Source organism: Gimesia alba (assembly GCF_007744675.1).
Classification (GTDB): domain Bacteria; phylum Planctomycetota; class Planctomycetia; order Planctomycetales; family Planctomycetaceae; genus Gimesia; species Gimesia alba.
The window spans coordinates 3,115,592-3,138,974 of sequence record NZ_CP036269.1 but is presented as its reverse complement, the minus strand read 5'-3'; the positions used below and the strand labels follow the sequence as shown (position 1 = coordinate 3,138,974).

General features: G+C 50.1%; 16 protein-coding genes. 7 read left to right on the top strand and 9 right to left on the bottom strand.

Annotated elements, in window-relative coordinates; genetic code table 11:
• Positions 1 to 31: 31 nt before the first annotated feature.
• Positions 32 to 1,285: a DEAD/DEAH box helicase gene (locus Pan241w_RS11755; RefSeq protein WP_145215515.1), complete on the top strand. Its 1,254-nt coding sequence runs from the start codon at positions 32 to 34 to the stop codon at positions 1,283 to 1,285.
• Between the two features lie 34 nt (positions 1,286 to 1,319).
• Here the strand turns inward: Pan241w_RS11755 and Pan241w_RS11750 are convergent, their stop codons facing one another.
• From Pan241w_RS11750 to Pan241w_RS11735, 4 genes are all read right to left on the bottom strand, one after another.
• Complete coding sequence (locus Pan241w_RS11750; RefSeq protein ID WP_145215512.1) at positions 1,320 to 2,210, bottom strand: alpha/beta fold hydrolase; 891 nt, start codon at positions 2,208 to 2,210, stop codon at positions 1,320 to 1,322.
• An 89-nt stretch (positions 2,211 to 2,299) separates the two neighbouring features.
• Positions 2,300 to 3,490 (bottom strand): 8-amino-7-oxononanoate synthase, encoded by a 1,191-nt coding sequence (bioF, locus tag Pan241w_RS11745; RefSeq protein ID WP_145215510.1) that lies wholly within the window; start codon positions 3,488 to 3,490, stop codon positions 2,300 to 2,302.
• Between the two features lie 113 nt (positions 3,491 to 3,603).
• Positions 3,604 to 4,743 carry a M24 family metallopeptidase gene (locus Pan241w_RS11740; RefSeq protein ID WP_145215506.1) on the bottom strand — a complete coding sequence of 380 codons (1,140 nt, stop codon included), beginning with the start codon at positions 4,741 to 4,743 and terminating at the stop codon, positions 3,604 to 3,606.
• 54 nt (positions 4,744 to 4,797) lie between these two features.
• Positions 4,798 to 5,850, bottom strand: a complete 1,053-nt coding sequence (locus Pan241w_RS11735) for an FAD-dependent oxidoreductase (protein ID WP_145215503.1) — start codon at positions 5,848 to 5,850, stop codon at positions 4,798 to 4,800.
• 660 nt (positions 5,851 to 6,510) lie between these two features.
• Here Pan241w_RS11735 and panB point away from each other — a divergent pair.
• Complete coding sequence (gene panB / locus Pan241w_RS11730; protein ID WP_145215499.1) at positions 6,511 to 7,326, top strand: 3-methyl-2-oxobutanoate hydroxymethyltransferase; 816 nt, start codon at positions 6,511 to 6,513, stop codon at positions 7,324 to 7,326.
• Positions 7,327 to 7,343: 17 nt separating this feature from the next.
• Here the strand turns inward: panB and Pan241w_RS11725 are convergent, their stop codons facing one another.
• From Pan241w_RS11725 to Pan241w_RS11715, 3 genes are all read right to left on the bottom strand, one after another.
• On the bottom strand, positions 7,344 to 8,105 hold the full coding sequence (locus Pan241w_RS11725) for a polyprenol monophosphomannose synthase (RefSeq protein WP_145215496.1): 762 nt from the start codon (positions 8,103 to 8,105) through the stop codon (positions 7,344 to 7,346).
• A 35-nt stretch (positions 8,106 to 8,140) separates the two neighbouring features.
• Positions 8,141 to 9,496, bottom strand: coding sequence for a tetratricopeptide repeat protein (locus Pan241w_RS11720; RefSeq protein ID WP_145215493.1), 1,356 nt, complete (start codon positions 9,494 to 9,496; stop codon positions 8,141 to 8,143).
• A gap of 1,102 nt (positions 9,497 to 10,598) precedes the next feature.
• The gene (locus Pan241w_RS11715) at positions 10,599 to 11,129 is read right to left on the bottom strand and encodes a hypothetical protein (RefSeq protein WP_145215490.1); all 531 of its coding nucleotides are present in this window, start codon (positions 11,127 to 11,129) and stop codon (positions 10,599 to 10,601) included.
• A 124-nt stretch (positions 11,130 to 11,253) separates the two neighbouring features.
• Between Pan241w_RS11715 and Pan241w_RS11710 the strand changes: the two genes are divergently transcribed.
• From Pan241w_RS11710 to Pan241w_RS11690, 5 genes are all read left to right on the top strand, one after another.
• Positions 11,254 to 11,652: a HEAT repeat domain-containing protein gene (locus Pan241w_RS11710; protein ID WP_390621005.1), complete on the top strand. Its 399-nt coding sequence runs from the start codon at positions 11,254 to 11,256 to the stop codon at positions 11,650 to 11,652.
• Between the two features lie 487 nt (positions 11,653 to 12,139).
• Entirely contained in the window at positions 12,140 to 12,658 is a 519-nt protein-coding gene (locus Pan241w_RS11705; protein WP_145215487.1) for a QcrA and Rieske domain-containing protein, read from the top strand.
• Between the two features lie 80 nt (positions 12,659 to 12,738).
• Positions 12,739 to 14,742, top strand: coding sequence for a cytochrome b N-terminal domain-containing protein (locus Pan241w_RS11700; protein WP_145215484.1), 2,004 nt, complete (start codon positions 12,739 to 12,741; stop codon positions 14,740 to 14,742).
• 295 nt (positions 14,743 to 15,037) lie between these two features.
• Positions 15,038 to 15,484: a BlaI/MecI/CopY family transcriptional regulator gene (locus Pan241w_RS11695; RefSeq protein ID WP_145215481.1), complete on the top strand. Its 447-nt coding sequence runs from the start codon at positions 15,038 to 15,040 to the stop codon at positions 15,482 to 15,484.
• On the top strand, positions 15,481 to 18,516 hold the full coding sequence (locus Pan241w_RS11690; protein WP_145215476.1) for a M56 family metallopeptidase: 3,036 nt from the start codon (positions 15,481 to 15,483) through the stop codon (positions 18,514 to 18,516). The genes Pan241w_RS11695 and Pan241w_RS11690 overlap by 4 nt, the downstream gene beginning before the upstream one ends.
• Before the next feature lie 47 nt (positions 18,517 to 18,563).
• Here the strand turns inward: Pan241w_RS11690 and Pan241w_RS11685 are convergent, their stop codons facing one another.
• Together Pan241w_RS11685 and Pan241w_RS11680 are read right to left on the bottom strand one after the other, a co-directional pair.
• The gene (locus Pan241w_RS11685) at positions 18,564 to 20,201 is read right to left on the bottom strand and encodes a S41 family peptidase (RefSeq protein WP_145215473.1); all 1,638 of its coding nucleotides are present in this window, start codon (positions 20,199 to 20,201) and stop codon (positions 18,564 to 18,566) included.
• Between the two features lie 84 nt (positions 20,202 to 20,285).
• Positions 20,286 to 23,336: a PVC-type heme-binding CxxCH protein gene (locus tag Pan241w_RS11680; protein ID WP_145215470.1), complete on the bottom strand. Its 3,051-nt coding sequence runs from the start codon at positions 23,334 to 23,336 to the stop codon at positions 20,286 to 20,288.
• Positions 23,337 to 23,383 lie beyond the last annotated feature (47 nt).

Sequence of the window (23,383 nt, the reverse complement as noted above, 5' to 3'; positions counted from 1 at the left end):
TTCTCCTGCCTCAGCAGGAACAATTAGGAAAATGACTCAGAAAACGAAAAAGAAAAAGAAGACAACCAAAACCAAATTTGATCAGTTAGGACTGAATGACAAAATCTTAAAAAATCTCAGCAAAGCAGGGTATGAAAAACCCAGCCCCATTCAGGCTGAACTGATTCCGATTGCCGTTACCGGACAGGATTGTATCGGACAGGCTCGAACCGGAACCGGCAAGACAGCCGCCTTCTCGTTGCCCGTATTGCAACAAATTGACCTCAGACGTCCAGGCATGCAAGCCTTGATCCTGGCTCCCACCCGGGAATTGAGTGAGCAGGTCGCAGCAGAAATTCGTAAGCTGTGCCCTTCGAAATCACTGAGTCTCGCGGTATTAGTGGGTGGCAAACCAGTTCGTCCCCAGGAAAATCAATTGAAAAAAGGAGCCCAGATCGCCGTCGGGACGCCGGGCCGCGTGATTGATCATATCAATCGCGGAAATCTCAAACTGGGCCAACTTGGTTTCGTCGTCTTAGATGAAGCAGACCGCATGCTGGATATCGGCTTTCGTCCCGATATCGAAAAGATTCTGCGGAAGTGCCCGAAAGAACGACAGACTTTACTGCTATCGGCAACCCTGCCACCTCCGGTCGAGCGTCTGGCTCAACGCTACATGCAAGAGCCGGTCATGATCGATCTGTCTGATAACAAAGTTAGCGTCGACGCCATCGATCAGTATTACATCACTGTGGATCCGGATCGAAAAATCAAACTCCTCTCGCGACTCCTGTTTCAGGAACGCCCCAAACAAACGATCGTTTTCACCCGCACCAAACGGGGTGCCGATAAACTCGATCGGATCTTTTCCAAGAAACTCAAAGACGTCGCCGCCATCCACGGAGACTTACCACAAACGAAACGGGACCGTGTTCTTAAAAAATTCCGTGAAGGAAAAATTCGCCTGTTGATTGCCACAGACGTCATGGGACGCGGCATCGACGTCAGCGGCATCTCCCACATTATCAATTTTGATATCCCTGAATTCAGTGACGATTATGTGCACCGGATCGGGCGTGTGGGCCGGTTGTCTTCCGATCAGAAAGGCGCCGCTTTCACGTTTGTGGCACCTGATGAGGGAGACCAGTTGACCAACATCGAAAATCGGATCAATCACATGATTTCCGAATTTCGGGTAGATAACTTTGAAGCGTACAAACCTCAGAAGCCCCGCAAGAAAATCGAGAAGGTTTCACACCTCGGCTCGACCGAGCACTTAATCAATCCCGAGTTCGGCGATTTTTAATTTTAATCAGCAGACTTCCCGCAGGCTTCACTGCTTAACCGAGCGGTGAGGCCTGTGTTTTTAGAAACTGTTCGATGCGGGGCAACATGATTTCATGGGCGTCCTCAAACACATAATGTCCCGCATCCGAAATCCGTAATGTTTCCGCCTGGGGGAACCGGCGTTCGAATTCGTCCAGAAAATTGGTGGTAAAACACCAGTCCTTCTCGCCCCAGATCAAAAGCATCGGATGGTTTTGAAACTGTGACAGGCCTTCTTCCACATGCTGCAGCGTTGCATAGCTGGGATGAGAGGCTTTGAGCGGAATGTCTTTCACAAACTGATGCACGGCCACTCGATTCTGCCATGAATCATAAGGCCCGAGAAAACCGGCTTTGACTTCGTCCGTCATCCGATCCCGTTTATTGACCGCCATGGAAATTGCGGCGCCCGAAAATAGATTCAATCCGCGAACGCCGATGGCTCCCAGTAAGGGAATCCGACAGACTGCAATCCGCAGCGGAATTTCCTGTGAACGAAAGGCGGCCGTATTCATCAACACAAACCGCTGAAAGCGGTCAGGTAAATCGACGGCGGTCCCCATGCCGATCGCACCGCCCCAGTCATGAGCAAATAACGTAATGTCCTGCAAATCCAGTTCCTGTATCAACGTCTTCAAGTTATTGATGTGCGATTCCAGCCGGTACGGATAATCCTGAGGCTTATCGGACAAGCCACAGCCCATATGATCAACGGCAATCACGCGATACTGGGAAGAAAGCTGCTTCACCAGCCGACGCCAGGCAAAACTCCAGGTCGGATTCCCGTGGACCATCAACAACGGTTGTCCCTGGCCTTCATCCAGATAATGGTATTGATGGCCGTCGATCTTCAACCAGTGAGATTCAAACGGATATTCATTTTTGATCTGATCACGAAAATTCATGCAAGAGTCTTCAATCGATGAGTTTCAAAATGGCTGTCAGACAACCCGATGAGTGATGTTTCTGTGTTGGAAAAGCTGATTTGCCTACCTTATCGAGATTCGACATTTCTGGCGAGTGAACGATCCAATGCTTTTAAAAACCGCACCAGATCGTCTTGTGTATGAGCATAAGTGACAGAGACCCTGAGCCGCGACGTCCCCTCGGGAACCGTAGGAGGCCGGATGGCGCCGACCAGGAAACCAGCTTCCTGCAACTCCGCCGCGACCTTCATGGTGACATCGGGGTCCTGCAGAATGATCGGGATGATCGGTCCGTTAGACGCGGGAATCGTGATGTTCGTACGTTGTTGAAGTTCTTTACGTAGAAAATCTGCCCGCTCAAACAGAACACGCCGCCGCTCCGGTTCCGCCTGAATGATCTCTAACGCCTCGCAGGCGGCTGCACAGATCGCAGGGGGCAGGGCGGTTGAATAGATTTGTGTCCGTACACGGTTCCACAACCAGTCAACCAAAGCCGACGAACCGGCTACAAAGCCCCCCATCGTTCCGACCGCTTTACTGAGCGTCCCAATTCGAACCGTCACCCGATATTCGACACCAAGCTCTTCCGCCAGACCTCTACCAGTGGCGCCCCAGACGCCGGTACCATGTGCTTCATCAATCATCAAAATCGCTTCATACTTTTCTGCCAGATCACACAGGGAAACCAGGGGGGCCAGACTGCCATCCATGCTAAAGACTGAATCGGTGACGATGATTTTTTTTCCGTCGCCGGTCACTTTCTCCAGCTCGCGTTTCAGCTTTTCGAGATTGTCATGACGATAGACGCGTAACCGGGCACCAGAGAGCCGGCAGCCATCAATCAGACTCGCATGATTCAGGCGATCGCAGAATACGGTATCCTGTTCACTCGCCAACGCCGAGACAACACCCAGATTAGCGGCATAACCGCTGGGAAACAGAATCGCTGCTTCAGCCCCCTCAAACAGAGCCAGCTGCGATTCCAGCCGTTCGTGCCATTCGGTACGACCACTGACCAGCGCGCTGGCCCGCGCGCCGACTCCCATTTCCGACAACGCCGACGTGGCAGCAGCGATCAGACGGTCATCGTGCGCCAGATCAAGATAATCATTGCTGGAAAGATTGATCAGCGTTTGACCATCCAGCAGGCAGCGCCCGCCTGGGAGTGGTTTGAAGGTTCTCCGGGATCGAAACAGACCCGCGTCCCGAATCTTCTGCAAGTCGTCATCAATCCATTTCGGATATTCAGGAGAGGACATGCTGCTTGAGACACCTGACAGAACTAGGAATATCCCCGAGTGAAACAGACAGCCGGCTCATCAACACACTGAAACCGGCCGTTCTGTTTTCGAAAGTTCACTCAGGACAATTTTTACGTTAACGAAATGACGTGATTACTGAGCCGCTCGAATCCGTCGTCCGTAATCAGGTAGTTATGCTCAATCCGCATCCCACCGATGCCTTCGACATAAACACCGGGCTCGAGTGTGATCACATCACCGGCCAGCAGGGTATCCGTACTTTCCGGCACCAGAATCGGTGCTTCCGGATGCCCCAGTCCCAGTCCATGACCGGCGTGATGCTGGAAGTTTTCTTTGTAGCCGGCGTCCCAGATCGGTGCCGCGGTTGCTGCATGCACGTCGGCACATTTCGTTCCCGCTTTGAGAGTCGACTCGCCTCCCTGCATGGCAGCCTGACATAGACCGAATAGTTTCTGTTGATCAGCCGTCGGTTCACCAACGCTGATGGTATTCGTGAAGTCACTCCGGTAACCGTGAATCACAACTGAATAATCGAGGACGAACAGATCCCCATTCTCAAGTACATGGCCGGAAGGTAGACCTCCCGCTTTGGGGACGGCAGGAGTGGATGCACGAAAATCGCCGTAAATGATCACAGGCAGGCCCGCCGCCTGCAGTACAGCCGCCTGAACTTTGCGGAAGATGTCGAATTCACTTTTCCCCGCTGCCACCACTTCCCGTGCACAGGCATGGCCGGCATCACAGGCCTGCATGCACTGTTTCAACAGCTCGATTTCATCCGCGTGTTTCTGCCGACGCAATTGACGCAACACGCTGCCTAATTCCAGCGTCGTATCAGTCTGGGTGATTTCCAGTTCCTGCAACGCGCCCACCGGCAACCATTCTGCTTCGATCGCACCGGCACGACCCTTTAATTGAGGAACCACCGACCCGAGTGCCTTGAACAGCACATGATCTCGGTTTTCCACCGAATGTTTGTGATCGTACCACGTTTCGATGGCTTCATGATCGACAAAGAAATCGGCAGCGGAGGACCGTAGCGTAAAATTATCGCCGATCAGCGTAACGCCTTTATCACGATCCAACAGCAGCAGCGCCCGTTCGCCTCGCGAGAAACTGCAGGGCTGAACGAGAAAATTCGAAAGATAGAGGACGTGACGCGGGTCCGCGATCAGAATCCATTCCAGATGATCGGGAACGGCTTCCCACAATCGTTTCTGTCGCGCCAGACAACCTTCTTTTGACAGCATGATCTTGAAGTCCTTTCAGACATGATTGAAAAAGTATGAATCAGCAGGTCCAGATTACTCGTGGCCTTTTTCAACGAGCCAGCGTTCCGCATCCAGGGCCGCCATACAGCCACTACCGGCGGCGGTGATCGCCTGCTTGTAGTTGTCGTCGGCAACATCGCCGGCAGCAAACACACCATCCACGCTGGTATTCGTGCGAAAGGGAATCTTCCACTGAATGAAACCTTTGTCGTTGGTTTCAATCTGACCTTTCAAAAAGCTGACGTTCGGAGTGTGACCAATGGCGGCGAAATAGCCGGTCGCTTCCAGCTCTTCGGTCTGACCCTCATCTTCCGTGCTGCGAATGCGAACGCCGGTCACTCCTTTTTCATCATTGCCCAACACTTCATCAATGACCGAATTCCATTTGACTTCAATCTTCTCGTTGGCCAATGCCCGTTCTGCCATAATTTTACTGGCGCGGAATTCATCGCGACGATGCACGATATAGACCTTGGAAGCAAATTTGGTCAGATAGTTGGCTTCTTCCATGGCGCTGTCTCCCCCACCAACAACCACCAGAGGATGATTACGGAATCGAGGCATCGCGCCATCACAGACGGCACAAGCAGAGACGCCCATGTTCTTGAAGCGGTTTTCTGAGTCGAGTCCCAGATAGTTTGCACGAGCTCCTGTGGCAATAATCACCGACAAGGCTTCCACAGGTTCGCCATTGAGAGGGGTAATCTTAAAAGGATGTGAGGAAAAGTCGACATCGACCACGTCGTCGGTCACGACCCGTGTGCCAAAATTGACCGCTTGCTGACGCATCAACTCCATCAACTCCGGGCCGCTCACACCATGCCCGGGATGTGGTGCCATATACTTCCGCTTCGATTCGTCGATGGAATCATTAAGATAGCTTTCCAGGTTACCGGCGGGAAAGCCGGGATAGTTTTCGACTTCGGTGGTTAAGGCTAACTGTCCCAGGGGCAGAGTCCCTTGAAGGCGATTTTCTTCTGTAATCGCCCCTTCGAAGCAGAGTGGTTCAAGGTTAGCACGAGAAGTATAAATGCAAGCGGCCCAACTGGCGGGTCCTGATCCAATTACGACGACTTTTTCTGGCACGTTCGGTCACCTCCTGATATGCAGACTCTCTCGGCGGAAATCAGAAATAAGAGATTTCGGACAAGAGAAATTGCCAGTGGAATGGAATTCTGAAACACAGCCAGCATACGAACCTGGCGTGTGTCACAATCCTAATGAAGTCAGGGCAGGAATTCCAGAAGGGGAAAGGACTCGTTTTTAAGCCGAGGAGAAAATCAGGGGATAACGCATAGATATAGACGTAAAAAAAGGTGCTTCGAATCATGTGAATGACTGAAGCACCTTTTCTGTGCTGAATGGAGCAAGTGCGGGCCAACGCTTGCCACCATCGCTGCTATAGTACTAATGCATAAGCCGTACCATTCAGAAAATTTCGTGCAACTTTTTCTGTAAGACACTTATATTCAGGCCTTTACGTTTTTATGAAGATCTTGCTTAGTCGATCCCCCCAAAAGAATGCGCCGCATTATGCAACAGGTGTTGCAATATAATACGGTGCAAAATACTACAGCCGTTGTGCCCGATCTGTTTTTGAAGAAAAGCAGACCTCAGTCTTGCGAATCAGGACTCCATTTTCCTATTGTGGAGCCTCAACTGCTAAGAACGTCTACGATGATAGTCCGTAGATGCCTGATTTCTGGCTGCTGTGCCAGACCAGCGATGTGATTTAAGGAGAGTTCCGTGTCGAATGCGTCCCCCGCACGGCCCAAAAAGTTTACCGTCCCCCGATTTCTGGCTGCCAAAGCAAAAAAACAGAAAATCACCATGCTGACTGCCTACGATTATCTGTCAGCAAAAATTATGGATGAAGCCGGCTTAGACTGCCTGCTGGTAGGCGACACTTTAGGAATGGTCGTCCAAGGCAAGAGTACAACGCTCCCGGTGACCGTCGATGAGATGATCTATCACGGCGAAATCGTGGCCCGCGCTGCCCAGCGGGCTTTAGTGATCATTGATATGCCTTTTATGTCATTTCACGTCTCTCCCGCACAGGCTTTGGAAAATGCGGGACGTATCCTGAAGGAGACCGGCGCGGATGCCGTCAAATTGGAAGGGGGCGTCAATCAGGCCAAAACCATCGAAGCCATCGCATCAGCCGACATCCCTGTCATGGCCCACCTGGGTCTCAAACCACAATCCGTGCGGGCGATTGGAGGCATGGGCAAAATCCAACGGGACGAAGACCAACTGATAGCCGATGCACTTGCTGCAGAAAGAGCAGGGGCCTTTGGAATTCTGCTCGAAATGATCACAGCACCCATCGCACAAAAAATTACCGACACGGTCACAGTCCCCACCATTGGCATCGGTTCTGGACCTGGCTGCGACGGTCAGGTGCTGGTTACGCCGGATATGCTGGGCATGAACGCCGATTTTCATCCGCGGTTCTTAAAGAAATATGCCAACTTCGCTTCAGATATGACGACTGCCGTACAGGCGTATGCAAACGAAGTCCGCGAAGGGGCATTTCCTGATGAGTCTCACAGTCATTCCTGAGACAGTGAACCGGCCGGTTATTCTGAGGACTCAGCGGGAAGCGTACGGACCCGTTTACCCAAACAGTTATCAATCCCCAGCACGAACATCACCCATAGCGCAGAAAATGCTTCACCCATATTGATTTTCGAGCTGCCAAACCGGCGTTCTTCGAACGTGAAGGGGACTTCCTTAAACGTACAGCCCACACGACGGCAGCGATAGAGAATCTCTTCCTGAAAAGCATAACCCTTGGCCCGCAGCAGATCAAAATCGATCTCGGCCAGTTTGGGAACCCGATAACAGCGAAAACTGCCGCTGCAGTCCCGTGATTTCAGACGGAGCAACAAACGGGCATACCAGTTGATGGCCCCACTCATAAAATAACGTTTCGGCCCCCAACCTTCGATTTTGCCCCCCGGCACATAACGAGAACCAATGGCCACGTCAGCTTCTTGGGTCGCTTCTACCAGATCGGGCATGAATCGGGGTGGATGACTGAAATCGGCATCCAGATTCAAAACCAGATCATATTTGTTTTCGATCGCATACCGGAAACCGGCTATCGTTGCCGTTCCCAGCCCTATTTTTCCGGTACGATGGATCGAATGAATCCGTGGATCGGCTTTTCCCAGTTCTTTCGCATACTCTCCTGTCCCATCGGGCGAATTATCATCAATCACCAGAATATGCGCTTCTGGCAAGTAATTGTGAATCTCCGGGATCAGCAATTCCAGGTTTTCGCGCTCGTTATAAGTACATAATGTCACTAACAATCGAGGAGAGGCAGTATCTGTCATCAGTCGTATTGAGCCCGGTGATTAAAAGAGGTGTTCTATTTCTGTGGAGGTATCAACAACGGCGGCTGTTGACTTTTAGCAGGCTCGGGAAGAGGAATCAACGGTTCGCCCGGTGTACCGGCGTCTTTAGGGAGCGGGGGTAGAGGCAGATTGTTGATCTGCGGCGCCTTCTGCTTCGCAGGAGGTGGCGGCAGAGGCAGTGGCTTGGAGATCGGAGCTGATCGTGATGGTCCCTGTGGTTTCGGCTGCGGTTGCTGTTTGGTTGCTTCAAATGCGGGTGGTCGGGTTTTCGCCGGATCAACAACGTACCCGGAAGGGGCACCTTTCTGTGGAATCATCTGCTGTTTTCCTGGAACCGGCTTGGGATCCAGAAACGCCAGAAAATGATCGCCGCGTCCCGCCAGACGAGCCGCCGTTCTGAAGACATCGTTTGCCTGTTCTGTCTGACCGTTAAAATGTAACACCACGCCGAATACAAACAGCCGATCAGGATCGCGAATATCTTCTTTGACGAACTCAGCCACCTGATGCAACATTGAATCTTTCGCAATCATATGATCCGAACCAAACAACTCGTTCAAACTTTCACCGGTCGCAGGCCAGGTGGGATCAAGAGCCAGTCCCTGTTTAAATTCATACGCAGCCCGGTCATATTGTGTTAATGCAACTAAGGCAAACCCTTTTTTGAAATGGGGAGTCGCGAGATCTTTCGCCAGAGAAGCAGCCAGCTTATAGCGATCATAGGCTCTTCGATAATCCAGCTTTTTAAAGTACTCGTCCCCTTTGACCTGATTTCGCAGGCTCAATTCTTTTGCATGCCGTGTGGAAGGGATGACATATCTTTGAATCTTTTTTGAAGGCTCAGGCAGATAGTTCTTGTCTTTCCATCGATCCAGATCATCTTTCAACGCCTGATTCAACGGCACATTACTGGCAGCGTTATTGGGATCATTCCATTGGGGATGAGCGGGCAGAGTCGGTAAGACGCCCGGCACATTGCTATAAGGATAAACGGCTGGTGGCGAATATCCCTGACCAGGGAGAATCGGATAAAAGCCGTTTAAGGAATACCCATTAGAAAACAGGACGGGATTGCCAGCGATAAAGGCATCCGTTCTGTAATAACCAAAACGGTTATAGAAGTAGGGGCCCCAGGGATCGCCATAATAGGAATTGCCACCAAACGAGAAGTTATAAGCAACGTTTCCGGAGCGACCACTGACCGACCAGCTGGGATTCGACCAGGTACGACCATAATAACGCGGGTACGAATGATGGTGATGCGAATGCCCGTAATGGTGTCCGTGTCCCGAGTGATGCCGCTGAGCGACAGCCGGTTCGGGAAGCATCATAAAGAAAGAAGCCAAGCTCAAAACGAGAAGATACCGCATTTGTTTTTCTCCTGTTGGCCCGACTGGAAATACTCTAATACATTATGCACCCTGAATTTGCTAAAAGCAAGGATTGTTCAACTGATACAATCAAAAGCCTTTGACCAAGACCATGTCAAAGCATTGCCTGAAAAATGCATGTCAGGACCGGTCGAAACTGATTAAGTTTGTTTCCAGACATAATTCCCACTATTTGAGCATACGGACCAGCAGGAAAAGAGAAAAAATCAGTTGCCATTGTTCCAGACAGCATTGATCGGCAAAGTTGGAACAGATTCCAGGCAACTTAGTTAGACTTTTCCGGCTGAATTCTGAGCACGCTGAAAGCGAGGATGTCGCAAACCATCCAACAAAAACAGCTGACAGGAACGGGTCCCTCCTCACATTAGGCATAGCCCCAACCGTCAAATATAAGTTTCCCTCTGGCACACAACTCTCCCAGATTTACACATTTTAGGGGGCGTTTCTGCACTCAATTCGTCGCAAACCTCTCCTAGTTTAACCAACCGTTACGATGCTAATAATCCGATGTAAAAATGACGTAACCTTTTTATCTGATAATGACTTGAGACATTCAAGCGATAATTACAGCACGCCGATAGATTGTAGCAGTCGCAATGAGAATTCGCGTCTGAATGATAGAAGGAAACAATTCGGATGTGAATTTGGCCGGTGCTCGCAAGAGCATCGACCGCAATCGAAATTACGGAAATTATTGTAAAGGAATTGTGAGTCACAATTCCTTTAAGGCTCAAGCCAGCGCGAGTTGATGATTTCAACTTGGACCGAAAGCAGTCCCTAAAGGAACAAAACAAAATTCGCGCCGTAAACCACTGTGATGTGACAAAAGAGGCACATCAATCTGTCTATGATGGTCAGAAATCGACCCAAGAAGGAGACGCTGTTCTATGAAATGGATTAGTCTGTTAAGTGCATTTGTTGTGGCATTGGGGATGAATGCCGTTGCACAAGCAGATCTTTTTGACCTTTCGCTTAATTGCGGGGCTGCAAAGAGCTGTGAATGTGCCTCGACATGTCAACCTGAGTGTTGTAAACCCACTATTACCAAACCATGTGAGCCTAACGTTTATACATACCAACGTCAGTGTTCATCAATTAAACCGCCTTGCTGCTGTGAATCTGCTCCAGTTTGCTGCAAGCCTGCTCGCCGTCTGCGTGGCTGGTTCAAAAAGCACTGCTGCAACTCAGGATCTAGCTGCAACACATGCAACACCGGTTGTAACACCGGCAAAGGATGCTGCACACCAGCTCCTAAAGCATGTGCCGCTCCTGCACCTAAAGCTTGCTGTGCACCAGCTCCCAAGGCCTGCTGTGCTCCTGCTCCAAAAGCATGTGCCGCACCAGCTCCTAAAGCTTGCTGTGCTCCTGCACCAAAAGCCTGCTGTGCTCCTGCTCCTAAAGCATGTGCCGCACCAGCTCCTAAGGCTTGCTGTGCTCCTGCACCAAAAGCTTGCTGTGCTCCAGCTCCTAAAGCCTGCTGTGCTCCTGCACCAAAGGCTTGCTGTGCACCAGCTCCCAAGGCCTGCTGTGCTCCTGCTCCCAAAGCATGCACACCAGCTCCTAAGACCTGTGCTGCACCAGCTTCTTGCTGCAACGAAAAACCTTGCTGCAACTATGATCCTTGCGAAATCGCTGAATTGATCTACCAGTCTCAAACTGCTTGCTACGCTAAACACCGTCGTAAAGCAATTCACAAACTGGGCGACAAATTCACCTGCGAATGCAATCCTGAGATCATGTGTGCTTTCATCTACGCTCTGAACGACGCTGACGAACGTGTTCGTGCTAAAGCTGCTGATGAAATCGGCGACCAGCTTCGCAAGAATAGCTGCTGCTGCTCACCTGAGCTGACAGCTGCTCTGACTTGTGCTCTGGGCGACTGTGACAAGAAAGTTGTTCGTGAAGCAACTCAAGCTCTGGAACTCTGCGGATACGAAGTCGTTGAAGGTTGCTGTGACAAACCTTGCTGCCACACTGGATGTGCTCCTGCTGGATGCTCACCCTCAGCAGCTCCTGCAGCTCCTGCTCCAACTTCAGATCCTAAAGCTTACTTCCCCAGCCGTATGCAAGACCGTAAACAGTCTCGCCGTCTGAGCGGAAACAGCCTGTCAAACCTGTTCGGCCTGATTGACTAGTTCTCAATCAAGACTTCAGTTTGACTGAAATTAAGATAAAAGCGGCTCCCCTCTTCGGGGGAGCCGTTTTTTTTATTGTCTGACTGAATTCAGAAGCCCGGGATTGTACTTCCCCTATTCTGGACAGTATAATCCTAATTAACTATTCCCATTGCCTTAAAGACATGAAGCCATTAGAGTTAAAATAAACATTCGTAATCTCTTGTATGATTTGTTAGGATAGAGTCAGCCTTCCAGCAGTAACTGAAACTTAAAGATTACTGTTTCGGAAAAGTAGATTGTTACTTCCCTCCTCAACAGCAACTCACTAAAAACGAGAAGCATCCTACCAGTTTGAAGTATGACAGACATTTGACTGTTTACTATTCCAAATAGAAGAAAACTAAACCGTTACCTTAAAAGTCACATTTTGTTTGATTCAGAAATCAAGTAGTGATATCCAGATTACTGATCAACAGCTGGCTTTTCAGATTTGAAGGTTCTCACCATGCGACGTCGAAAATTCCTCAAATATTGCACTGGTGTTTTAGGTGCCATCTATGCCACAGTTCTGGCGGTGCCTGGATTAGGCTTTCTACTTTCGACGCTGAAGCGCGGTCAAAAACAAGAAAATACGTATCAACTTGCCAAACTGAACGACCTGGAGCCGGGCGTTCCTCAACGATTCTCCATCATCGATCAGCGCGTCGATGCCTGGACCAAATATCCGTCTGGTCCGATCGGTTCAGTCTGGATCACCAAAGCCCAGGACGGAACGGTGACGGCGTTCTCATCCACTTGTCCGCATCTGGGCTGTGTGATTGATTATGTTCCTGGCGACGAAGAGTTTTTCTGTCCTTGCCATGCAGCCACCTTCGAGCCAGACGGTGGTACGGTTAGTGGCCCTCAGCTCCGCGGAATGGATGAACTGAAAACATCGCTGAAAAAAGTACGGGGCGAGCAGTGGGTTGAAGTCGAATACCAAAAATTTGAACCGGGCATTGCAGAAAAAAAAGCCTTAGGCTGAGTTCGCATTCCCAACCTTCCAACTCTGATACCTTATTCTATTGAAGTAATATTTTTGATTTCCCATAGGGAGATGTTTCAGTGCTGTCAGAAAAAACCAAACAGTGGATCGACGAGAGAACCGGCTACAAGAACTTCTTCCATGCGATCTTTTTATTAAACTTCCCCACGAAGAGACGCTCCCGCTGGCAGAATATCTGGGGCGGGGCTCTGGTCCTGTTGATGTTGCTGGAAATCGTCACTGGCACTTTGTTAATGACGGTCTATAGCCCGTCCGAAGCAGCCGCTTGGGGTAGTGTGCATTACATTGAAACACAAGTTGATCTAGGCTGGTTTGTACGCGGTCTGCATCATTATGTTGCACACATGATGATTGTCGCGGTCATCATTCATATTTTTCTGGTCATCATTTCAGCCGGTTATCGCAAGCCAAAAGAATTTATTTACTGGACCAGCCTCTTGATTGGCGGCGTGATTGTCGGACTCACGATTACCGGAAATCCGCTCCCCTGGGACCAGAAAGGCTATTGGTCTTATCAAATTGAAACCGGAATCGCCGGGACCATGCCTGTGATTGGTTCCACTCTCCGCTCCGTTATCGTTGGTGGTAGCGAATTTGGAAACCTGACTCTAACACGACTCTACACAATTCACGTTGTCGTGTTACCTGTGATTGCCATTCTGCTGTTTACCATTCACATGGCGCTCGTGCGGCGTGACCGTCTGCGAACAGCAAAAATCAAAGAAGCTGCCGACGATCCGGAAATCGATTTTGAACTGGATGATGATGATCCGGTCAAAGACGAAATTACTCAACCTTACTGGCCTTATCAAACGACGCGCACTCTGGTGTTAACCCTGATCCTGATTGGGATCGTGATTCTCCAGATGGTCGTTTATCCTACCCTCAAAAATCAACATGTTGCTCCAGAACTGGCGGAATGGGAAATGGACATGCCGCTCAGCGAGATCAAACTCGAAGCGCCCGCCGTCAGCGACAGTTCGATTCCCTTTATCGCACGTCCCGAGTGGTTTGTACGATTTCTGTTTGAACTCAGACACATGGTTCCCAAAGAACTGGAAGTCCTGGTTACTGCCGTCCTGCCAGGTGTGCTTCTGGCCATTTTGATCCTGGTTCCCTTTTACGAAAAATTCTTTGGAGAGAAATGGGGACAGCGTCTGGCAATTGCCGTTTATGTCGGCGGTTTAGTAATCATTTCCGGCATCAGCTGGTATAGCATTAAAACCGAGAGAAGTGCGCCAGACTATTCCTTGAAACGTTCACAGGAAATCGCCTATGCCGCCCGTGCTTCCTGGCTGGCTCAAAAAAATGGTGTGCCCCCGGAAGGCCCCGCTTCGCTACTGCGCAACGACCCCAAGTCGATGGGACCGTTGATTTTTGCACGGCACTGTGGAGTCTGCCATACGTGGAACGGCCATGACGGAACAGGTCTCAATATCATGGAAATGAAAGACGGCAAAAAAGTCAAAGCGACTCCCCGTGCATCCGATCTGGCAGGATTTGCTTCGAAAGAATGGATTGCGGAATTTCTGACAGATCCGACAGCGCCCAAGTTTTTTGGGCACCTCGGATCATCAAAAGGGGGTGACGCGATTCTACACGGAGACATGAGCGACTGGGCTGACAGCTATGTCGGTCCGGAAGGCGTACTCTCGAAAGAAGATATCGAAGCCGTCTCGGCACTCATCGCACGCGAAGCCAAACACCGGAATGCGGAACCGCTCAGCGAAGCGGTCATGAAACGCGGCGTGTCTGTCTTCAGCGGCATCGACTTTAAAGATAAATCTGGGAAAGTAGTCGACTTTGACGGTTACTGCGCCCAGTGCCACGCCATGAAAGCCGGTGACCCTGAAGAAGAGGGGGGCGGTGCTGCTCCCGATTTGAACGGTTACGGCTCCACCAAATGGCTCTCCGATTTCATTCGCAATCCGGGCGCAGAACACTTCTATAGTGACAAGAACATCATGCCCGCGTTCGAAGAATCGAAACTCTCCCAACACGATCTGAATTTGCTCGTCAATTGGATGCGTGGAGAATGGCAGCGTCCGGAAGAAGAAAAATAACCTCTCATCGCACACCATAACAGGGGCACTACCAGCGTCTTTCCAAAATCAGGCGCTGGTAGCCCACTGACCTTGATCCACCTTCAAGGCAGTGTGTCCAACTCTTGTGCTCACTGCAGCTTAACCTGTGAAGCGATGGCCTCTTTCTGTCTGCAAATTCGTGCAATGACGCAGTCAATTCGATCACTCTGCGCAACAGAATCTGAAAAATCTTAAATTTTCTGCTTGCAGAATTACTACACCTGTGGTAACACTACACAAACACATTACTACACACGTAGTCACAGGAGACCGCATGAGCCAGCAACCCGAATTACAAATCACAGATGCAGAATGGGAGGTCATGCTGAGCGTCTGGGAAGCGAAGGACCAGACAGCCGGTGAAATCATCGCTCGCGTCGAACCGATTCGTGAGCGAAGCCATCGAACAGTGCGAACGCTCCTTGCACGCCTGGTTGAAAAAGGTGCTGTTGCTGTACGTGTTGATGGCTCGCGCCATCTCTACAGCGCGGCCATCTCGCGAGATGAATGCGTTCGACTGGCAGCCCGTTCCTTCACGGAACAATTCTTTGCCGGGAACCTGCAGTCCCTGTTGATGCATTTTGTCGAAAATGAAACGCTCTCTGAAAAAGAAGTGAAAGAACTCAGACAACGCTTAGACGAACGTCTCACGAAAAAATCCCAGCCGAATGCTGAGGAACGTACCGGCAGATCCTCTTCAACCCGGAGAAAGAAATCATGAACTTCGATTTTGAATGGACCGCGTTATTGATACTTGTATGGCGTGCAACCTGGCAGGCGTTCGTCCTGGCTGGTATTATTCTCTGCCTGACTTCGACTTTGCACCGCTGGATTTCTCCCAAATTTCGTGCGCTGCTGTGGGCCATTCCACTGGCACGTCTGGCTTTGTTACTGATTCCAGCAAGCGGGTTGAGTCTCTTCCATTTTCTCGATTTCGAGAAGCAAAATCCAACTCCCGCTACCGTGATCTCTTTCGTTGAAACCAGAGACACAGGATTGACAACTCCCCCAGATTCGCTTCAGCCAGATCACCGGATGATAAAAAAGGAGGCCGCTCAAGAACACAGCGCATCTCAGGCACCAGTTACGGTGCCTCAAGAGCCCCCGGCCAGCACATCCATTTCGCTTTCCAGCTGCCTGTTGTTTCTTTGGCTGACTGGTTGTTGTATTGTACTTTTCAGATGGATCGGTTCCAGAATCACGTTGGCCCGCATCATCAAAAACAGCGAACGTCTCCAGGATACAGGGCTGCTCCAACTGATCGCGGTCAGACAAACACGGGATCGACTCTGGTTCCCGGTACGCTGTTTCGTTACCGATATCGAGCTGGGCCCCTCCTCTTGCGGATTCTGGCGGCCGACTATTTTGCTACCCCAAAATTTATGGACCGATTTTAATGAAGAGGAACGACAGGCGATTGTTAATCACGAACTGGAACATATTCGCCGCCATGACGTTTTACTGCTGCTCATCAGCCGTATCGCAATTACCATCCACTGGTTCAACCCATTGGCCTATCTGATCAATAACCGCATGCGTCGCGAAATGGAACTAGCCGTTGATTTAGCAACAGTCGCCAATTTTGATGAGCGAGCACGTCATGATTATGGCGAGCTCTTAATTCGTATGGCACAGCAAACACAGAAGCCTGTTGGCGCACTCCCCATGGCAGGTAAACGTTCTGCACTACGTGCCCGCATCAATCAGCTCACATCACCGATTCAAGACAGCCGCACGCAGTCTGCACTTGCCATAAGTTTATTGCTGATCCTGTTCGTAACCGGTTTGAGTGATGTTGCGCAGACTCAGGAACAAAGCTCACCAAAAACGAAGCAAGCAACAGTCTCTCCTAAATCAGAAGCTGTTCCAGACTACAAGAAGTCTAACCAGTATTTTATCACCGGCACCGTTCAAGATGCTCAGACTGGCAAACCAGTAACAGGTGCTGAGATCCAGATCCTGGTGGCATCAGAACCAGATCCGGATAAGAAAGTTCTTAAGGGAACAACGAACAAGGCAGGGCAGTATCGCGTTGAAGTACCTTTGGGTAGTGTGCAGATCTGGTTTCCGACTTTAAAACCGGGTTATTGGCTTAAGCCGGAAGAATGTATGCGGGCCTTAGCAACAACGACAGAAAAACCTGTTGTAACACACGACATCATGGCACAAACAGGAGCCGCCTGGAACATTCAAGCCAAAGGCAACCTCGACGACAAACACTTTCGACACCTTGTAACAGTAAACGAGGTGGAGGATGATGACAAACGGACTGCCTGGCTGAAAGGGGAACCCGTCTCGATCCAGAAAGCACTCAACTCATCTATTAGCTACCTGGATCAGAAAGGTCGTGGGAAGCTGACCGAAGTTGGAACGAGTGGTAAATATCTTGTCGGAGTTGCCAATCAGTTAATCGAACTGATAGTTGAGCCTGGTTTTGATAATACTCATGTTGTATCGCTGAAACGACTCCCTGATTCCGATACAACCCAGATGGTCGATGCCTCCGGCAAAAAAGCAACGGTGACAAATGCTACTGTCACGCTCAACAAAGGTGTTCCTCAACTGACATGTCTTTACGAAGCATTGAAACCTGTCGGCATGCAAAAACTGGTCGGTCGCGTTGTCGATGTGGATGGCAAGCCGCTTGCCGGTGTGCGAGTGGGAGTCGCTACAGGCACAAAAGGAGGGGGGAGCTATGACACGGGAGATGAAACGCAAAGCCTGCGTCACGGCAACTTCTCTCTGGAAGTCCCCGTGTATGGCAAACAAAATCCGGGTGATCATTTTTATTCTGTGATTCTGACAAAAGACGGTTATGCCGCCATGGATTCGCAAATTGTTGATGCCTCAAAGAATTTTGATCTCATTGACTTCAGGATAATGACGCTACGCCCTGGCTATACACTGCCAATACGTGTTCTGGATGAACAGGGAAAGCCCCTGCCTGGCGCAGTCATCGAACCGGGAACGGCTTATGCATTGAGGCGACAAGCGGTTCGTACGGACGTTGATGGTCGGGCGGTGTTAAAAAACTTACCCAGCGGCGTAATTCAGGCCTCCGTGCGTTGGGGATCGAAAATGAAATGGCTCAATCTGGTGATCAGTCAACATAAAAAAGAAAACAAGGAAGTCATCATTCACCTCAAAGAGCTAACGAATTCTACAACAAACCGGGTAGAAAAACTCAAACCGCTGGCTGTGGGTCAGATCGCGCCCGAGTGGAACATCACAGAATGGTCTGATGGGCGTGCCCGCAAATTATCTGACTATCGCGGTCGCGTTGTCGTACTTGATTTCTGGGGACTTCGCTGCAAAGGCTGTATCGAAATGCTTCCCGCTCAAAAGAAACTGGAAAAGAAATTTGCAGAGCAAGGTGTAGTCTTTCTCGGCATCCATACCGCGGATGGTGAAATGAGTCAAATCAACAAAATCAAACAAAGTGAGCAATGGACGATTCCCATCGCACTTGATCGCGGCACGTCCATTTTGGATGGCGCAACCTGTCTGAGTTATGGAGTACAATCCTACCCGACACTGATTATCATCGATGCGGATGGGAAAATTGCTTTTCGTAGCGATGTAGAACCACCTCAAGATCGTACGACCTACATGCGAATTCTAGCTGACGCAAGCGGCGTCAAATGGCCGCCTGCCAAGAATGCGACTCAAGCAGAGATGGTAGAAATCATGAATCAAATCCAATATACCTTGCTGAATCGTGAAATAGATCGCGTCCTGAAAATGAAACGATAGAGCTTACACACTTATTTGAGGTTCGGTTCGCGCGAACCAGTTTGATCTCATTTACGAGGTATGAGCGTTTCTTCAGAACGGCCTGGCTCATTCGGTGAGTTTTTTCGCAGCCGTTTTAAAGCAGCAGTCAGCACGGGATCTTCGGTTTTCGTAAAGTCTTTGGGAGCCGCCTGGACTTTGATATCTGGTTGAACTCCCACGGTATCAAAGGATTTTCCGTTAACATCAAGGGGAATCCAGCGGGGCAGATTCACTATAATCCCCGCGCCAGCATCGATCCTGCGCGGATTCCCACTGGATCCGGCGGTTCGATCACCCAGCGTGGTCACATTAGGACATTCCGCCAGCATCAGTGCAAACGCTTCCGCAGAACTCATCGTTTTCTCTCCCAGAAGCACAACAACGGGCCCCCGGTAATACCATTCCTCATTGGGAGAAAAGTTTCGTTTCTGTTTCGCTCCCAAGTCGGTGTGCTGGGGACCGCTCCGGTACTGATGCATCGCATACAGCCGCGGCTGATCTAAAAAGTAGCCCGCCATTTTCATCGCCAACGGTTCGGCGCCGCCTCCATTGGCCCGAAGATCCAGAATCAAACCATGAGTTCCGCGCATTTGTTTCAGCGCGGTTTGAAACTCATCAGGCAAGGCAGCGTTTGATAAACTGTCAACGGCGATATAGCCAATATCGTCTTTCGTTCGCCCCCATCTCATTCCCCTGACTCGATTGAGCTGACCAATCAAATGCGGCGCCGCTGCGGGACTAGCATTAAAGAACCGCTCGCGATTGAAACCTTTGACAAATTTGCCATCAACCAGAACATAGACATGCAGATCTTTCAAATGCGTCAACATTTCGCTGAGCACGTCTGCCAACTCACGATTTGTTTTTGCTGCGACAGCCTGAGGACGATACTGATCGCGCAGCTTCTGCCATTTGACGTCCGGCTTAATCACAAACATCGCATACTCGCGATCGAAAGCATTCCAGACTTTGTCGAAAATGTCAGCTCCTGCACCAGGCTTAAACGGGACCACTACAGGAAGCACCCGGTTACGGAATGCATCCACATACTTCACCGTCTGCTGTTTGGTATCGATTACATAGAAACGCCGCGATCCTTCTTTCGTCTCCAGATCAATAATGATTGATTCATGGAGCGGAACCATCGGTCTACCGTTCTTGTGCCAGCTTGATCTCATTTTGTGAGAGGCTAATCCATTTGCCTGTTTGATCAACGCAGCGTTTCCCTGTTCGACAACCGTGTTCGCGGGAAACAACTCCCCCAAACGTGCCGGATGAAAACGCAGCCAGACACTTGTAACCTGCTCCCCTTTGCCTGCACTGGCCGTCACAATTTCCCCGGGCTTATCAGGAAAAACAGCAGCCCACAGGACATTCTTATCATGACGTCCCAAGGCAACCTGCGCGGCTCCAAGTTTGACTTCGAAACGGTCTGCTAATTTGAAATCAAAAGACGAAAGACTCCAAACGTCCTCTTTCTCTGTTGCCGTATTATAGCTACGAGGCTGCTTTGAAAAATCCAGACTGGCTGGATATTTCTTACTTAGATCTTCTGCAACCGCTGGTTTTACCCCCGTTGTCAGCAACAATGCCAACAACAGGGCTCCTAACGAGACACAACTTCGTTTTCGTAACAACACACTTTTTGTAACAGGTCCTGCCATCACACGATCACCTCCCTGAAAGAGTATCGGAATCTGGGTCTATTATTTCAAAGTGCCTGCGAATTCAGTGTTTCACGTCTCGATTTATGGGCTCGTGGCTGCTGCCACGGGCGGTTTCACCTGCGTATTTCCAGCAATGTAAGCAATCAAATCCGCCAACTGCTGCTTGGTCAGTTGATCAAGTTGCCCTTCCGGCATCAGAGATAATTTGGACTGATTCATTTCATCAATCTGACGCCGATCCAGCACAAGTTGCTCGTTCTGTGTCTGCAAAGTCAGCTGTTGATCGGTTTGTCTGACAATCGTCCCATTCAAAATGCGACCATCTTCCAGCGCGACCACCACCATCTCGTATCCTTTCGGAATCAGGGCAGAGGGGTCTACCATATTTTCCAGCAGATAATCCATATTGGTCCGATTGGCGCCGGTCAGATCCGGTCCAATCGTACCGCCGTTCCCAAACAGCCGATGACATTTCGCACACGTTTTTTCGTAGAGCGCCCGACCTTGCACGCGATCTGCTTTTTGCAGGCGTTCTGCCGTCAATAATTCTTTATAACCTTCTATCTGTGCCCGTTTCTTTTCGGGAGTTTCCCGCGCGAGGCCCCAAACCTGATTCAGTTTATCGACGACTTCTTTGTCCTGAAAATTACGCAACTGCCGCACATGAAATGCAGAGACTTCACCTTGGGGCACCTGCTTCTTATCAATGGCCGTCAACAACAAGAGGACATATTCCTTGCGACTGCAGAGTGTATCCATCAATACCTGGCGTCCCTCATGTTTAATATTGCGATACCGGCCCAGCATGCGCTGAACCGTCTTGGGATCATAAAACCGCGCTAATCCCCGGAATGCCAAAGGTTGCAATTCGGTGGTGTAGACCGACTGCTGAATCACAGGCAATAAATCTTTGTCTTGAGAACTGTTCAATAATGATTCCAATGCCTGATAGCGGCTCTTCATAGACTGGTCCTTATCCAGAACGATCTGCTTGAGTGCGTCCATGGTCTGTCCATCACCAAATACAACAGACAGTTCTGTTACCAGAGTCTGCAATTCTTTTGAGTCTGATTTTGCAGTCTGTTGTTTTAATGTCTGCCAGTTTTTCGGTGCCTGGGCTTTGAGCCGCCCCTGTAACGCGGACTGGATCCCCGTTAACAGATCTTGTTGAACCGCTGAGTCCTTCGCATCAATCACCTGTTGAACCAGTTGTTTCACATACTCAGGATGTTGATCAATGTCTTCGGTCAACCGCCGAGCCACCAGTTGTCGTACCAGTGGTCGTGTAGAGTGACTCAAAAACTGCAGTGCGGCATTGCTCTCTGCCATGACCGACGGTTCGATGCCATACCAGAGCATCAATGTAAAATTGCGGTCTTCCGTGTCCTGATGATTTTGGTCGAGCGCCGCAGCGATCTCCCAGCAATCCTGTGGAGCAAGCGACTGCATCGCCGATGCCAGATAAAGCCGGACCAGTCCTGATTGATCATTGCGGGCCAACTTAGCAAACGCCTCTACCGCTTCCGAGGGAACCTTCCCGTCATCCACCAGATACCGAATCGCCCAGATGCGAACGTGCTCACTCGGATCATCTAATTGTTTTACCAGCCACGCATCATTTAATTGATTCGTACAATACAGAGCCCACATGGCACGCAACCGACGGGGCACCTCTTTGGATGTGTTATAAATATTCAACAATTCAGCTTTGGGCTGACTCCAGTTCGCAGCCGTTCCTGCTCGCTCCATCAGAATGCGCCGGGCATGACGGACATACCAGTCATTTGGATGCAGCTGCAGCTTGACGAGTTCACTGTCAGAAAGCTGATTCAAATCCAGCTTGTTCGGCTGTGTGACATCACCATACGAAATTTTGTAAATGCGTCCGCTGGTACGATGCACGCCATCATGGTCGTGACACTCACCGAGATCGGCCCAGTCAGAAAGATAAACACTGCCATCAGGACCATACTTCAATTCGGTTCCCCGAAACCAGTCTGATCCAGTCAGCAGAAAATCAGGACGGTGGGTGCCCACATATCCGGAACCTTCGCGTTCCAGAGCATCATTATTCACACGATGTCCGTGCGTGTTGCACAAAAAGATGGTATTACGATATTTCTGCGGCCAGTTGTCGCCCAGATAAATCATGCCGCCACAGTGACTATGGCCGCCTCCCAGTTTCCCATGAATTCCGGACGTATCCCGCGAATCGGTCCATTTGCCTGAAGAACTGTCCCAGTGATCGTGGTCGGCACACTTGGTCATCAATTCATAAACATAAGGATTGGGATCGCTGCCGTGACCATTCATGCGAATGTAATGCGAACCGGGAATCATGTGCCATAAATGACCGTTCACATTGTTCGTAAAAAACATTTGACCGTATTCGTCATAATCAAAGCCCCAGGGATTCGTGGTGCCGGAACTGACTTCTTCGATTGTTTTACGAACGGGATGATAACGCCAGACTCCACAATGAATCAGCGTGCGCTGGGAAGGATCGGTCTCGGGTGTTCCCACCAGCGAGGTGTCGGTAATTCCGTGTCGGCCGTACAACCAGCCATCAGGCCCCCAGGTCAGACCGCTGACAATATTGTGACGGACTGTCTTATAGTTCCAGCCTTCGAGGAGAACCTGCGGTTTCCCGTCGGGAACATCATCGTGATTTTTATCTTCAAAGTAACGTAATTCGCCACGGCACAATGCCCAGACACCATTTGAGCCGACAGTGACGCTGGTTAAAGGTCCCGGTCCCTGCCAGAAAACTTTCCGACGATCCATTGAACCATCGCCGTTGGTATCTTCCAGAATGATAATCCGGTCCTGATGTTTATCGTCGTAGGTGCCGCGTTCATAAGTGAAACATTCGGCGACCCAGACACGACCACGGTCGTCAATTTCAAATCCGATCGGTTGATGCACATCAGGTTCACTGGCAAACAGCGTCACTTTGAAACCTTCCGGCACCGTCATGTTCTGAATCGTCTGTTGTGGTGACGTCGCGATATCTTTGGGATCTTGCGTATTCTGAATCGGAATTTCGGCCAAAGAAAATTGAAACAACAGGCCGGAGAGCAGTATGAACGTCAGTAGAGAGACAGAAAATCGGTTTAGGTAGTGAAAGCGCATCGAATACCCTCTGTGGCAGGAATAAATAGACAAACATAGCTTGATGT